The organism is Roseivirga sp. UBA838, from assembly GCF_002296035.1.
GTDB classification, from domain to species: Bacteria; Bacteroidota; Bacteroidia; order Cytophagales; family Cyclobacteriaceae; genus Roseivirga; species Roseivirga thermotolerans.
Window position 1 is genome coordinate 19,767 of sequence record NZ_DBHC01000041.1, and the last position, 14,670, is coordinate 34,436.

17 protein-coding genes are annotated in these 14,670 nt (G+C 44.0%); 7 read left to right on the forward strand and 10 right to left on the reverse strand.

What is annotated here, in order from left to right:
* Positions 1–133: 133 nt before the first annotated feature.
* From B3O12_RS14760 to B3O12_RS14785, 6 genes are all read right to left on the reverse strand, one after another.
* The gene (locus B3O12_RS14760) at positions 134–631 is read right to left on the reverse strand and encodes a hypothetical protein (RefSeq protein WP_286756853.1); all 498 of its coding nucleotides are present in this window, start codon (positions 629–631) and stop codon (positions 134–136) included.
* Between the two features lie 384 nt (positions 632–1,015).
* Positions 1,016–1,453, reverse strand: coding sequence for a PaaI family thioesterase (locus B3O12_RS14765; protein ID WP_286756857.1), 438 nt, complete (start codon positions 1,451–1,453; stop codon positions 1,016–1,018).
* On the reverse strand, positions 1,440–1,922 hold the full coding sequence (locus B3O12_RS14770) for a hypothetical protein (protein WP_286756858.1): 483 nt from the start codon (positions 1,920–1,922) through the stop codon (positions 1,440–1,442). Before B3O12_RS14770 ends, B3O12_RS14765 begins: the two co-directional genes overlap by 14 nt.
* Positions 1,923–2,462: 540 nt before the next feature.
* Positions 2,463–4,094: an L-glutamate gamma-semialdehyde dehydrogenase gene (pruA, locus tag B3O12_RS14775; protein WP_189628406.1), complete on the reverse strand. Its 1,632-nt coding sequence runs from the start codon at positions 4,092–4,094 to the stop codon at positions 2,463–2,465.
* A gap of 77 nt (positions 4,095–4,171) precedes the next feature.
* Entirely contained in the window at positions 4,172–4,867 is a 696-nt protein-coding gene (locus B3O12_RS14780; protein ID WP_286756859.1) for a YjjG family noncanonical pyrimidine nucleotidase, read from the reverse strand.
* 2 nt (positions 4,868–4,869) lie between these two features.
* Positions 4,870–5,253, reverse strand: a complete 384-nt coding sequence (locus B3O12_RS14785) for a metalloregulator ArsR/SmtB family transcription factor (protein WP_189628408.1) — start codon at positions 5,251–5,253, stop codon at positions 4,870–4,872.
* Positions 5,254–5,392: 139 nt separating this feature from the next.
* Here B3O12_RS14785 and B3O12_RS14790 point away from each other — a divergent pair, with 139 nt between their 5' ends.
* Positions 5,393–6,034 (forward strand): hypothetical protein, encoded by a 642-nt coding sequence (locus B3O12_RS14790; protein WP_189628409.1) that lies wholly within the window; start codon positions 5,393–5,395, stop codon positions 6,032–6,034.
* A gap of 8 nt (positions 6,035–6,042) precedes the next feature.
* Here the strand turns inward: B3O12_RS14790 and B3O12_RS14795 are convergent, their stop codons facing one another.
* On the reverse strand, positions 6,043–6,768 hold the full coding sequence (locus B3O12_RS14795; RefSeq protein ID WP_286756860.1) for a DUF6503 family protein: 726 nt from the start codon (positions 6,766–6,768) through the stop codon (positions 6,043–6,045).
* A 172-nt stretch (positions 6,769–6,940) separates the two neighbouring features.
* Here B3O12_RS14795 and B3O12_RS14800 point away from each other — a divergent pair, with 172 nt between their 5' ends.
* From B3O12_RS14800 to B3O12_RS14825, 6 genes are all read left to right on the forward strand, one after another.
* Positions 6,941–7,657, forward strand: a complete 717-nt coding sequence (locus B3O12_RS14800) for a CPBP family intramembrane glutamic endopeptidase (protein WP_286756861.1) — start codon at positions 6,941–6,943, stop codon at positions 7,655–7,657.
* Positions 7,657–8,643, forward strand: coding sequence for an SDR family oxidoreductase (locus B3O12_RS14805; RefSeq protein ID WP_286747378.1), 987 nt, complete (start codon positions 7,657–7,659; stop codon positions 8,641–8,643). Before B3O12_RS14800 ends, B3O12_RS14805 begins: the two co-directional genes overlap by 1 nt.
* Positions 8,633–9,427 carry an SDR family NAD(P)-dependent oxidoreductase gene (locus B3O12_RS14810; RefSeq protein ID WP_189628413.1) on the forward strand — a complete coding sequence of 265 codons (795 nt, stop codon included), beginning with the start codon at positions 8,633–8,635 and terminating at the stop codon, positions 9,425–9,427. The genes B3O12_RS14805 and B3O12_RS14810 overlap by 11 nt, the downstream gene beginning before the upstream one ends.
* 157 nt (positions 9,428–9,584) lie before the next feature.
* Entirely contained in the window at positions 9,585–11,042 is a 1,458-nt protein-coding gene (locus B3O12_RS14815) for a Na+/H+ antiporter NhaC family protein (protein WP_286756862.1), read from the forward strand.
* Position 11,043: 1 nt separating this feature from the next.
* Positions 11,044–12,222: a trans-sulfuration enzyme family protein gene (locus B3O12_RS14820; protein ID WP_286756863.1), complete on the forward strand. Its 1,179-nt coding sequence runs from the start codon at positions 11,044–11,046 to the stop codon at positions 12,220–12,222.
* Between the two features lie 3 nt (positions 12,223–12,225).
* The gene (locus B3O12_RS14825; protein WP_286756864.1) at positions 12,226–12,576 is read left to right on the forward strand and encodes a hypothetical protein; all 351 of its coding nucleotides are present in this window, start codon (positions 12,226–12,228) and stop codon (positions 12,574–12,576) included.
* 248 nt (positions 12,577–12,824) lie between these two features.
* On the opposite strand, the gene B3O12_RS14830 is transcribed toward B3O12_RS14825, so the two are convergent.
* From B3O12_RS14830 to B3O12_RS14840, 3 genes are all read right to left on the reverse strand, one after another.
* Positions 12,825–13,544, reverse strand: a complete 720-nt coding sequence (locus B3O12_RS14830) for a pentapeptide repeat-containing protein (RefSeq protein ID WP_189628417.1) — start codon at positions 13,542–13,544, stop codon at positions 12,825–12,827.
* Positions 13,545–13,758: 214 nt separating this feature from the next.
* The gene (locus B3O12_RS14835; protein WP_286747370.1) at positions 13,759–14,274 is read right to left on the reverse strand and encodes a DUF4920 domain-containing protein; all 516 of its coding nucleotides are present in this window, start codon (positions 14,272–14,274) and stop codon (positions 13,759–13,761) included.
* 63 nt (positions 14,275–14,337) lie between these two features.
* Entirely contained in the window at positions 14,338–14,649 is a 312-nt protein-coding gene (locus B3O12_RS14840; protein WP_189628419.1) for a hypothetical protein, read from the reverse strand.
* Positions 14,650–14,670 lie beyond the last annotated feature (21 nt).

The following is a 14,670-nucleotide window of genomic DNA, read 5'->3' on the forward strand; positions in this document are numbered from 1 at the left end:
GCATACGACCATATCTTGATGGCAGGGAGTTGGCTATGCTTGTGGATTTGGTACTTTCTCCAGGTTCTTTGGCTAGTACAAAAAAAGCTGCAACTCCATGACCGGAGTTGCAGCAAGATACTTTGGGGAGCTATTACCAGTCTTTCTTAACCTTCTCCAGATAAACATCTCCTCGCTCCAATCGGCCCCTTGAGCCTCTTTCATACTGAACAATTTTTCCCTTGTCCATCAGCCACACGTCATCGTCATGGCCAAAGTTTACATGCCTGTTCTTCCAACGCCTGTCGTCATTGTCAAAGATTTCTAATTCTCCTTCGCGCGTTATTCTCCATTCGGCATACTCCACCTCTCGTTCTCCAAATGCCCTGACCATTATTTTGACCTCTCCATTATCGCGAAAGTCCATCTTGATATCAATCTCCTCCAGAATGTCAGATACTAAACCAGTGACAGAACCTGCAATTTTTCTTGCCAGCCAGTTTTCATCCTCCAAATCGCGCTCTATTTCATCTAAGTCGATGTCTATGACCATGCGCCATTCTCCAAGAAGTTCCTTTTCGGTAATTTTAGATTGTGCCAATGAGGTGGTGCCCACCAGACAAAGGCAAAAAAATGAGATGAGTTTTTTCATGATGACCTTATAGTTTGTTGATGACTTAAAGACGCAGCCCGACCTTTAAAGTTACAGGCTTTGTGCGTTTACATGCCTAAAGGAACATACTCTGGCTCAACGGAATACCTTAACAATCAATTCATTATTCATTGAATTCTGATTGATATTGAAACAATACCTTTCCCTATCAATACGGCTATGGAAGTAAAGTTGATAAGGGCCCAATCGAACGATCGATGGTACTCGGAGGAGAATCTCAATCTACTAGGGAAAACATTCAAGGTTCATTTTTGTGAGCTGGCTTCTAAAGAGCTAAAAAGAAATGTTTACGAAATATTGACCGGCAGCCACAAAGGCAAATTACTAGACGTTAAGGACACACGGATAATGGTTAATCTTGAGCTATGATCCCTGTATATCAGAAAAGCGCTGGCGGCTACGCACAAACAGCCCTTGCCCTTTTCCTACCACCTTTCCGTGCTCATTTATAATCTCTGACTGCGCCAGCCATTCTCCTTCTCTGGCTTCAATCACCGTGCCTCTGGCGGTAAGCTGCCCTTCAGTAACCGGACGAACAAAGTGAATCTCATAGCTCTTGGTAACAATGAAGTATTCCTGCTCAAGCGTAGCTGCCGCAAAATACGCGGCATCGTCCAGCATCTTAAAATATACGGCCCCGTGCATGGCCATGGCCGCATGAAAGAAGTCTTCTTTTACTGCCAGTCGATACTCTGCCGAGCCCTCTGAAAGCCTGAGCTCAGAGCCACTAAAAATTCTCTGGTTGATTGGGGCAGCCTGAAAAACCTCTGCCAAAAATGTATAGTGTCTATCGTTTGACATAATCCTCAATTAGTCCGAATTGAATAAAGTGGTGCTTGAAATGCTTGCGATGAAAAAGTAGCCATTCGCTGGCTTTCATAGGCCCTCCAAAAGGATGGTTGGCTATAAAATCGGGCTGTTCCCGTGCAAATTCCAGAAAAGATAATGTTTCTTCGAGCAACTTGGTCTTAGCCGTGTGTAAGCCGGGAAACCTCAAAGGCAACAGCTCATTGTTTCCTACCGGAGAAGGCACATTCCTGCGCATCGGGCTATCTTTCATTAAGTATGCCTTGGTGGCCGGCCATTCTTCTTCTTGAGTTACAATGGGAATATTGATTTTACCCACTGACATTTTAAAGGTAATAATAAGATGCTCCACCATATGCTGAGGTGTCATTTTGCCCCATGTAGCCGCACTTTCTTCCGTGAGGTCAGCCAAATGAATAGGCGCATCTTTTCTTAAATACTGTTCTGCCCGGGTTATTTCCATACTTATCTACTTCAGTTCTTGAACTGCCCTCACAATTCGATGTTTAGCCTTTCTCAAGGCTTAGAATTGAAAGGTTAAGGCAATGGCTCTTTTCAACATCCTCAATATAGCTGAATGACCTGAGTAAGCGAAAGCGATTTTCTTCTCAGTATTTTAAGAATAGAGCTCTATTGATTCTTCGGACGAACAAGATCATAGGTATTTCAAGTTGCAGGCTCAACTACATTTCTCTGAAGCACCTTAATTCAGAAACGCTCACTCATAAGTACTCCAACCTCTTTTCATGAAAACCCACACAATAATGAAGCCTTTATGCTTTTATCAAGATAAGTCGCCTCCGCCCAAGTTTCAAAAAAAAGGCTTTGGCCTAAATGCATTGGAAAAGTTATAAAAGAAAGAAGGCCGTCTTAAAAGCTTCAAACCTCATCATTCTGAATTTATTTCAGAATCTGTTAGTTTGATTGTCAGCTATCTAGAGACCCTGAAACAAGTTCAGGGTGACGCTAACCAGGCTTTTAAGACGGCCCTACTTATTCGTTATTAATCTTCTCCTAAGAAAGGATATCTATAGTCTACCGGTGGAACGAATGTTTCCTTGATTAATCTTGGAGACACCCATCTGAGCAAGTTGATCATTGAACCGGCCTTGTCGTTGGTTCCTGAGCCTCTGGCTCCACCAAATGGCTGCTGACCTACAACTGCTCCTGTTGGTTTATCATTGATGTAGAAGTTACCCGCAGATTGCTCCAGGGCCTTCACCCCTACTTCTAGCGCATATCTGTCTTGCGAGAAGATGGCTCCGGTCAATGCATATGGAGAAGTCTCATCAACCAACTTCAAAGTGGCTTCGAAGTCTTTTGGCTCATACACATAGATGGTAATTACCGGGCCAAATATTTCTTCGCACATGGTGGTGTACTTCGGGTCGGTAGTTAACAATACGGTTGGCTCAATGAAGTAACCCTTAGATTTGTCATAGTTACCACCGGCAATCACTTCTACTTTATCGCTTGCCTTGGCATCATCAATATACTTAGCAATTTTGTCGAAAGACTTTTCATCGATTACTGCATTGATGAAATTGGTAAAGTCTTCTGTACCTCCCATTTTGAAGGTTTTAAGGTCTTCTATTACATAACCTTTTACCTCTTCCCACATGTTGCTCGGAATGTAAGCTCTTGAAGCAGCCGAACACTTTTGCCCCTGGAATTCAAAAGCACCTCGTGAAATAGCCGTAGCAACGGCCTTGGCATGGGCAGACTCGTGGGCGATTATAAAGTCTTTTCCGCCTGTTTCTCCCACAATTCTAGGGTACGACTTGTACTTATAAATATTCTCACCAATAGTTTTCCAAATGTGCTGGAATACGCCTGTGCTACCGGTAAAGTGGATACCACCAAAGTCCTGATGTTTAAAAATCACATCTCCGGCAGTGGGTCCGTCTACATAGAAAAGGTTAATGACCCCCGGAGGTACACCCGCTTCGGTAAACACCTCCATAAGCACATGTGCAGAGTAGATTTGTGTGTAAGCCGGCTTCCAAACTACCGTATTCCCCATCATGGCCGGAGCTGTTGGCAAGTTACCGGCAATGGCTGTAAAGTTGAATGGAGTAAGTGCGAACACAAAGCCTTCCAATGGTCTTTGTTCTACGCGGTTCCAGATACCTGCTGAAGACTCTGGCTGTTGCTTGTAGATCTCCGTCATGTACTGCACGTTGAACCTCAAGAAGTCTACAATCTCACAAGCCGAATCAATTTCGGCCTGAAAAGCGTTTTTAGACTGCCCCAACATGGTAGCTGCATTCATTTTATAACGGTACGGACCGGCAATCAACTCGGCAGCTTTCAAGAAGATGCTGGCGCGATTTTCCCAACTCATGTTGGCCCAATCTTTTTTGGCTGCCATGGCAGCATCTATCGATGCCTGAACATGTGAGGCATCTCCTTCAGAAAAATACCCTAAAATGTGCTGATGATCGTGGGGAGGAGAAAGCGGCTTCTTTTTATCGGTGCGCACTTCTTTCCCATTGATGTACATGGGAATATCTATTTGTTTTGAACGCGCCTCTTCAATAGCTGCTTTGAGCTTGGCTCTTTCTGGAGAGCCCGGAGCATAGCTATATATAGGTTCGTTTTTTGCTACTGGAACGTTGAAAAATCCGGTTGCCATAGTTTACTTTTTAGGGTTATACATTTCTATAGCGGCAAATATAAGAGTTCGCCTACGGAAGCAAAACCTATCCGTGATTAGAGAATGCTTTTAAGCTCAAGAAGGTTCGATATCTCGTGTTGCACTGCCACATTTGTAGCCATTCGTGTTGGGTTAAACCAAACATGGTCCATGTCTACCCGCTTGGCCCCTGCTATGTCCGAGTCGAGGTTATCGCCAATCATAATGGAATTGAAGCAATCGGCTCCGGTAAGTTCAAAGGCCACCTCAAAAATTCGGGGATTAGGCTTCCGCGAGCGCGAAGACTCAGAGGTTATAACACGTTGAAAATAAGGTGTAAGATTGGAAGATCTGAGCTTGGTATGTTGAATATCATCGAAACCATTGGTGATAAGGTGCAGCTTATACCTGGCCGATAAATAGTCGAGCACTTCTGTGGCGTAATCGAACAACCTGCTTTTGGTAGGTGCCAGCGCCACGTACTCTTCTTCAAAAGTTGCGGGTAAATGTTCGGGACTCACCCTCAGTTTATGAAAAATCTCAGGAAACCTGCGCTTTCTAATATCTGCTCTTCCAATGCGGTGGTGATTATACAAATCCCACAACTTGTGGTTTACCTCAAAAAACATGGCCACAAGATCTTGTTTTGTAAAGGCTTCAAGCTGTTCCAGTTTGTGCACCTCATACAATTCATGCAAGGCTTCTGCGGCATTGGCATCATAATCCCAAAGGGTATGATCCAGATCAAAAAAAATATGCTGGTACTTACTCAAGGTTATTTATAGAAGACTCTGTTTTGAAAACGGTTTTGAGCCAGCTCGCGATTAGATGCCAAAATTTCATACGTTTCCTGGTCTTTTTGCAGCGTAGTATCTTTCACCAAAAACTCAAAAATGCGATGTACTATTTCTTCTACCTCTTCGCGCAAACTATAAAAGACCCATTGGTCTACTTTGCGCGCACTTATTATTCCGGAGTTCTTTAAATAGGTTACATGCCTTGAGGTTTTGGTTTGAGTAAACTCCAAAATATGCTCCAAATCGGAAATCGTCAGCTCTCCGTTACGGTACAGTAAATGTAAGATACGAATCCTCGATTCTTCCGAAACGGATTTAAATATCTGGCTGCCAAAGGATAAGCTAAAATTCTTAAGTCGCATGGCCGGTTAATTCTTGTTAATTTGGGGAGAATTAATCGAATACACCAATCAATTTTCCTCAACTGCTTGTTAAGTTTGTAAAAGCAAGGGAAGTGAAGAGTCATATCTAATTGGCTATCTTTACGTTTGAAACAATATTATGCTGCTGCAAAAATCTTCTTACTACAAAGTTCTATTCATCATTGCCGGTTTGTTCATGCTATCCTTGCAAAGCAAAGCGCAACAGCCTTCTGAGTTACATGTTGTTCAGGTTTCGGGTTTGGTGATGAACGCAGACAGTACCATTACCATACCCGGGGTTCATATTTATGACGAACGTGGCCGGGGTATTCCTACCGACTTCAGAGGCTGGTTTAGCAAGGCCTTTGTGGCCGGAGATACGCTTACTATTAGTGCTATTGGTTTCAAAAACCGAAAAGTGGTAGTACCCGATTCGGTGGGTGATAGAGTAACCGTAATTTTCGCCTTAGAAGAAGAAGTTACCCAACTGGCCGATATTGAGGTTAACCCATTCCCAACGGAAGAACTTTTTAAAGAGGCCATTCTCGCCATGAACCTTACCCGTGAGCAAGAAAATGTACTGAACAGCTATGAGCCTGAAATTATTCGGGAACTGGTGAGAACCATGCCTTTGGAAGGTTCTTCGAGCATGAACTACCGTTACATGATGAATCAGCAATTCCAGAATTTGCAATATTCATCGGGGCCAAGAACCAACCCATTGCTCAATCCTTTTGCATGGGCCAACTTCATCAATTCCTTAAAGAAAAAGAAGAACTAGGTATAAGCCTACTTCTCGTTCACCTTAAGATCAACCAGGTAATCTGTGCCTAAAAGTGTATGATCTGCATTGGTGTACCAGGTGCGGTTTTTAGGAATACGCAGGCCATTTTTAATCTCCATGCCTTCCAGCACAATGTATTCTCCATCATTGGCTGTCTCATTGTGGTAAAACCGATAACCAACCATCTCATAAGTTTCGGGCTTAAAATAAAAGTACCAGGTGTCTTTACCCACTTGGGCATCATAACTAACCTTTAGCTGCAAAGTTTCCAGGCCGGCAAACTGGGTTCTTAGTACCGTAGGATCGATCCGGGTACCCGGGTCTTTCAACTTCATGGGTAGTCCGTAGAGGTAGGAATAATAATTCCTCCACCTTCTGGCTCTTTCAGGAGTCAAACTTAGGGAATCGGCCTGAAGAGAGTCGGCCGGAGGTAAAAAGTCTACCCGAAAATCAGTGGAGTCGCGCCCGTCTACCATCCACTCCAAAAGCTGTCCTCTTTGCAACATTCGCAAGTAAAATGAGCCTTTCGAGTTGTTAATAGACACCTCACTTCTTCGTACGGGTCGGTTAGGGGCTTGCATATCTATGATGAGCTTAACAGAAGCGGTGGACCAACGATTGCCCGGATCATGAAACTGAATGGCCCGCTTTAGTAATTCTTCGCCACTAATTTCCTGCGCCCTAACAACTCCTACACTTAGCAAAAGTAGTATGCCAACAATTATTCTCATAGTCTGCAATTATCTCTTCAAATTAAGTGCAATAAAATCAATTTGTCGCTGGTTTCGGTGCTCACCAGTCATTTCGCAGTCCTTACACTGCCTCTTCAATGTTAATTAGCGCCTCAGGCTGCCTTAATCTATCAGATGTTATTATTTTTGCCCACTATCTGAACCCGACTTCATGAATATTCCCGCCTGGAACCCACAATATTTGGAACCTATTCTTGCCTTTGCGCTGGTTACTATTGGTTTTAGTCTTTATCACTTTGTATCGATATCCACTAAAATTAAAAACAAGTATCAGGGCCGTTTTGGAGCCGAAAGAGGCAATACCAAATTCTTATGGATGACACGCTACCTGGGAGCTATGAGCATAGGTGTTGTTCCGGCTATTATAATGATGATGGTTATGGGAAAAACACCTGAAGACTATGGCGTGGCCTTTAAAAACCACGGCACTAGCCTGGCCTGGATTTTGGGACTAGCGACCATTACTATTCCCATGAATTTTTTTAACTCCAAAAAGGAGAAGAATCTGGCTTTTTACCCCAACGTGCGCGAAAAGGAATGGACCAAGCCAATGGTGGCTACCAATGCTTTTACCTGGGTGGCCTATCTTTTTGGCTACGAGCTCATGTTTAGAGGCTTGTTGCTCTTTGCCACCGTGCCGCTAATGGGTGAGTGGCCTGCTATAGTGCTCAATGCTGCCATATATGCATTGGTACATGTACCTAAGAATTTAGAAGAAACCATTGGTGCTATTCCGTTGGGTATTGTGCTTTGCCTTATTACCCTAACTACCGGAACCTTTTGGGTGGCTTTCTTCGTCCACATAACGTTGGCCTTGTCTAACTTCTTTTTCTCTTTGAAACATCACCCTGAAATGAAAGTGATCTAATGCCGAAAAGAATCTTCATTACCGGAAGCACTGGCTTTATAGGCCAGAAATTAGCCAAAAACCTGGCCGATGAAGGGCACGAGGTAGTAGCTCTAATTCGTTCAAAAGCAAAAGCCAAAAATCTGGAGCACGACCGTATATCTATGGTTGAAGGCGACTTGTTTGCTAAGGAAGCCCTATTGCAAGGTATGGAAGGCTGCGATGAGGTGTATCACCTGGCGGCTTTTGCCAGTGTATGGGCCAAAGACAATACCTTTGAGCGGGTGAATATAGATGGCACCCTGAACATACTGGAGGCTGCAAAAACACAAGGTGTTAAAAAAACCCTGGTCACTTCTACGGCAGGAGTTATCGGACCGGCCATAGATGGCCCGGTGAATGAAGACACTCCACGCAAGGTAGATTTCTTTACGCCTTATGAAAGCTCCAAGTATGAATCGGAACTGCGAATAAAAGAGTATGTACAAAAAGGGCAGCACGTGGTTATAGTAAATCCCACCCGTGTATATGGTCCGGGCCCGCTCAATGTGAGTAACTCTGTGACCAAACTGGTGAAGCAATACATTGAAGGCAAATGGAAGTTTATGCCTGGCGATGGAATGAGCACCGGAAACTACGTGTATGTTGAAGATGTAATTAATGGCCACAAACTGGCCATGGCCAATGGCAGGCCGGGCGAACGCTACCTGCTTGGAGGAGAAGATGCTACCTACCATGAGCTGTTCGACACCATTGCCGAAATTGGAGGCAAGAGACACAAGCTCTATAAAATGCCACTGGGAGCCATGCTCACCTTTGGCAAAATCCAGCTGTTTATGGCCGAAAACTTTGGGCGTCAGCCAATGATTACTCCGGGCTGGGTAAAAAAATACCTCTATGAATGGAGGGTCTCCAGCGAAAAAGCACAAAAGGAACTGGGCTATGAGATTACTCCGCTAAAAAAAGGAATTGAAGAAACTGTGAACTGGCTAAAGAATGGCAAATAAAACATATGCCCTAATTACAGGGGCTAGCAACGGAATAGGAAAAGCCTTTGCCGAAGAATGTGCCGCAAGAGGTAAAAACGTGCTTTTGGTGGCTTTACCTGAACCAAAGCTTGAGGAGGTAACCAACCAGCTAAGCAGCCAATACACAGACCTATCTTTCCATCACCTGGGCATTAATCTTATGGAACAGGGAGCTCCAAGACAGATTCTCAACTGGTGCCAGGAAAAAGGCTACGTTGTAGACTTACTGATTAACAATGCCGGCCTGGGCAACTCTGGCCCCTTTGTGAGCCGACCTTCAGAATTTTATGAAGGGCAAATGCAGCTAAACATGGTTTCGCTGGTTAGTTTAACCCACCTGTTTCTTCCTATGATGATGAGCCTTCCGAAGGCCAATATCATTAACGTAGCCAGTATGGCCGCCTTCTACGACATCCCCTTTAAAGGAATATACTCGGCCAGTAAAAAATTCGTGCTTTCCTTTTCGCGCTCTCTCAACAAAGAGCTGGAAGGTTCATCGGTGAGCATTACAGTACTGTGCCCGGCATCGGTACCTACCAATCCGGATGTGATGTTGCGCGAAAAGGAACTGGGACTAATGGCCCGACTCTCCAGCCGAAGCCCGCAGCAAGTGGCTCAATATACCCTAGACAAAATGCTTCAGGGCCGGCAAGTGGTTATTCCCGGTTTCTTTCCCCGGCTATATAAGCGTATTGGCACTGTAGTGCCTTATCGTGCCAGGCTAAACATACTCGCCAAACAGTTTATTAAAAACAGTAAGTAACCGCTGCTCTCCCGCCCGGTGGGTTACCCTGCATTATCCTACTCGGCAATTACTGATCTGTGATTTTATCTTTGCTTCGGCAGCAGGGTATAACCGATTCCGGCTTAGCAATTTTTATTCTTAGGCAGTCTCACTATCTTCTCGGCACTTTTTGCTTATGAATTCTACAAAAAAGCCCGAGGTTAAGTTTTATCATGCCGTTTTGCCTGTAGCATTTCTTTCAATTATGATTGGCTATGGGCTTATTCTCAGGCCTCAGTTTCTCAATCAGGAGGCCTTCCCCTTAGAAATTGTGTTTCTCATATCTTCGGTTTTTGCCATCGCCCAATTGCTTATTATGGGCTTTAAGTGGGAAGACATCCTTCAGTCCATTGTCCGAAAGCAGGCAAAGGGGCTACCTGCTCTGCTTATTTTGCTGGCCATAGGCATTATCATTGGCTCATGGATTGTTTGCGGAACCATACCCATGTTTATCTATTACGGTATAAAACTCATTAACCCGGACTACCTCTACGTGCTGGCCTTTCTGATTCCGATTATTTTCTCCACACTCACCGGCACCTCCTGGGGAGCCATTGGCACCATAGGAGTAGTGCTGATTGGTATTGCACAGGCAGTAAATGCCGATTTGGCCATAACTGCTGGAGCCATTGTTGGGGGTGCCTTCTTCGGAGACAAAATCTCTCCACTTAGCGACACCACCAACCTGGCCGCTATGGCCGCTGAAACCGATTTATATGCACACATCCGATCTATGATGAACACGACTTTACCGGCAGCTCTTTTCGCTCTGATTGTTTACTTCATTATGGGGCTGGTTAACCCGATTGATTCCGGAGAAGTGGATAATGCAAAGGTTGAAGAAACCTTATCGGCCATTGAGCAAATGTTCCATTTTAGCCCCCTGCTGTTTATTCCTCCCCTCATTGTACTGTATGGCTCAATAAGGAAAAAAGGCACTTTGCCAACCCTGTTGTCATCTTCTATTGTAGCAGCATTACTGGCTATCATTCTACAAGACTATAGTCTGGAAAATGTGATTAAAACCTTAAACACAGGCTTTGAAACTTCTATGGCTGGCTGGATGAAAGAGGTTCCGGATAGTATTGTAACCCTTTTTTCGCGCGGTGGACTTTATGAGTTGAGCTTCGCTTTTATGATCGCCATAATAATTTTTGTATTCGTGGGATCCATAGATATGATTAATGCCATGCCAAGAATTGTAGACAGACTCTTTTCTTTTGCTAAAAACAGGCCGTCTGTCATTATCTCTTCTTTAGTCGCTACAGGTTTCACCAATGTGACTACTTCTAATCAAACAGCCACCAGCTTTATTATTGGCGATGCTTTTGCCAAAAAGTATGACCAACACCGCATTCCACGAAAAGTGCTTTCCCGTTCGATTGAAGATTACGGAACCATGCTTGAAAATAGTGTTCCCTGGACCACAACGGGAGTCTTTATAGCCGCTACCTTGGGGGTTGCCGTTGAGCAATACTGGTTCTGGCAACTAACCACCCTGGCCAACCTGATTATTGCTCCGTTGCTGGCCATTACCGGAAAAGGCTGTTTTTATAATGAAGTTGATGCCGAAAAAGGCCCAAAAAATGAGTGAGATGAACAAAGCAAATATTGAAACCCTGCTGGCGCATGATTCCGAAAGAAACCCTAATGGGGCCGTTGTGCCTCCCATCTTTCAGAACTCACTTTTTACCTTCGAAAACTGGGATGCTATAGATGAAGCCTTTGACCACCGAATGGACAGCTTTATTTATACCCGAGGAAGAAACCCTACGGTAAAGTTGGTTGAAGAGAAGTTGGCGGCACTCTGCGGTGGAGAAAAAGCGCAGTTATTTCCTTCTGGAATGGCCGCCATTTCTGCCGCTATTTTACACTGCGTAAATGCAGGCGATCACATAGTGACCATAAAAAATCTATATGGCCCGGCCAACAACTTCATATCTTCCTACCTCAAGCCCAAGTTCAATGTGGAGGTAACTTACGTTACCGGTAAAGAAGTCTCTGACTTTGAACATGCCATTCGGCCAAATACCCGATTAATATACCTGGAAAGTCCTTCTTCGGCCGTTTTTTCTCTACAAGACATTGAAGCGATCGCCCAACTGGCGAAAGACAGGGGTATTAAAACCCTGATCGACAATACCTGGGCGAGCCCTATTTTTCAGAAACCGCTGGCTATGGGCATTGATTTGGAAATGCATTCTTGCTCAAAATACATTGGCGGCCATAGCGATGTGGTGGCCGGATTGATTGTTGGAACCAAAGAAGATGTGGAGTCCATTTCGCTGAAGGAATTTGAGTGGATTGGAGCCAAAATAGCTCCTTTCGAAGCCTGGCTGCTCCTGAGAAGCCTGAGAACATTACCTATTCGAATGAAACAGCATCAGGAAAATGCACAGGCCGTGGCTCGTTTTCTGGAAAATCACCCTAAAGTTCAGTTGATTCGTTATCCCGGAGCCAATTCGTTCGATCAGAAAGAATTGGCCAAAAAACAAATGACAGGCTTTACAGGGCTAATGAGCTTTCAGCTAAAAACCAATGATTTGGAAAAAATCAAAACTTTTGTGAATAGCCTGAAATACTTTCATCTGGGAGTGAGCTGGGGCGGCCACGAAAGCCTTATTTATGCTCCCGCCATTAGCTATCTGAAAGAGTTGAGCCCGGAGCAGTTTACAAGTCTGGGTATTTCGCTCGGAGACATGCGCATTTCGGTAGGCCTGGAGAATAAAGAGGATTTGATTGGAGATTTGGATAGGGCTCTTGAATTAGTTTAGAAAATGGAAAGGGTGAAAACCATACCTCTCATACTTACCATTTTGGGTCTATTATTGGGCTGCTATCAAAAAGAAGAGCTAATCTTTGCCGCTAGTGATGAACTTCATTTTATTGGCCTGTATAAAAAAGAAAATCGTTTCCGCATACTGTACAATGGCTTCAATACAGCTGTGGGTAGCTTCGTACTCAGAGGTGATTCAATCTTGCTCGATTATGATGAAAGCCAGTTCAGGAACTTCAATGCGAACGACCAACTAACAAAATTACTAGTCATTGATAGCCAGCTAAATAGGATACGCTCCGTGGACGGGCATCGAAAATTCTGTGCTGAGATCTATCTGGATAATCGCTAAACATGAAGCTAACTCTATAAATTCCTGATCATCTCTTATTCGTAGATTAACGCTCTCAACCACTGCACAGCCAATATCCTGGACGGAGCAGAAGTGCTCTGCAAGAACATTATATCTCAACATTTACCATCATAGAAGCGATATGTACTCCCTCTTTCCCTACATCTTCTAAAGAGAAAAAGCATCTACCAAAAGAAAAAGCCATCCCGATTGTTCGGAACGGCTCTTCGCATTTCTATTTAGGCAAACTAGTTGTCTAGTAAATATCGGGAGAAACTTCGCCCATTTACTTCCGCATACTTGGTAATAATATCCCAGCGTACTTCCATATCCTTCACGTCCAGGTTACCACGTACTTTGGTGTATTTCATATCGAGCGATCGCTCAAACCTGGCTGCATTAAAATTGGCTCCATCTCTAAACTTAGTGTATTTAAACATAGCGTCTTCATCGAACACTGTTTTGGAAAAATCGGCTCTGTTCTCAAATTCCGCGTATTTAAAAGTGGTTTCTTCTTCAAAAGTAGAGCCGGCAAAAATAGCCTCACCTTCAAAATTGGAATACTTGAACATGGCATCACGGCTAAAAGTACAATTCTCAAAGCGCACATCTCTTTCAAAATCGGCCGTGAAGGTGTATTCCGTTCTTCTGTCGTGATAGTATGCAATTACAGCGTCTTTGAATGTGCAGTTTACAAAAGACACCTTGCTCTCTATGGATTCGTTGACGGTGTTATCTCCGCCATCGCGCCACCATCGCCTTTTTGTTGGTAGTTCCGGTAGTTTTTCTTCCATAAACGTAAAGTCGAGCACACCTTCAATGGTGGCATTGGAGTAGCTCACATCTTCACCGCGTTTCAGGGCTTCCATTATATCAGAAGCCTTTACTATGGTTTGGGCGTTGCCCTGAACCACCAGAAGTAAAGCAAATAAAGTAAGGGTAATAGTTTTGAGTTTGTTTGTTGACATGACCTTCGGGTTATAATGCTGTAGTTGTTAGACTTGCGAACTATGAAATCGTTACAAGTATTTCTAAGATGAACTTAAACCCGAAGGGGTTGCATGAAAACAAAAAAAATGTCTCGCAAACCCTGTTCACATCCTCCTGATCCAACCTACACCAGGTGGGTTCAGCACGACATCAATTCTGGTTTACGAGACAGCTATACGGGGCTACTATTATTTATTCAGAAGCGGCTTGCTCTCCTTTGTAAATAATTACACCATTGGCAACAAAAGAAAGTTCGTCTTTTGGTTCAGTAATAGCCAATATTTCTTCTTCCGGCTTACCGGCATCAGCGGCATAATGCTTCAATGTTTCTACATCAGTTAGGGTGCGGGTAACAATTCCTTCAATAAGGGCATAGTTGCCTTCCATTCCCTCTTTCGGCACAAAGAAACCGTAATCTTTAAAGGTTACTCTCATTTCTTCTCCGTTGGGCAACACTAGGTTCATCCAGCAACCTTTCATGGCGCATGTGGCTGTAATTTCGCCTTTTACCTTCACCATCACCGAATCGGAAGTTTCCAGTTTGGCCATCATAGACTCCACAGAAATGGCTCCTTCTTCTGAGATTTCGGCACCGTAAGTCCCTACTACATCGGCCTTATCGGCTTTTACCTCTGTCTGCTCCGTTTTCTTATCGGCACAAGCCCAAACAGTGGCCAGCATTACTACAGCTAAAAATATCTTTTTCATGTTGTTTTAGTTTGTTTCAAAATTAACAAGTCATTCAATGCCAGACTAATAGGCAGCGGCTAATTATTTTTCCTTTTTCAATTCATCGATCACCTCTTTCAGATAATCCAGGGCCTCTTCCGGGCTTCTAAACCCACTGCCCGCTGCAAACATTTCGCCTTCTCCACGCATGAGCCATTCAGCCGATATGCGCTGGCCGTCAAGTTCCAACGAAAGTAACTTTTCCAATACCGGGCCACTGGGGTAGCTTAGTCTTCCCTTAGGGTTCACCAAATTGAACATCACCGATGAGCTTACCTCCATGCGCTTGGCAAAAGCGCTTTCACTGTCGCCAAAAGCCTTAATTATTTCTGCTATTCTGGAATTGATTGACATACCTGAAGCAAAGAAAAACGT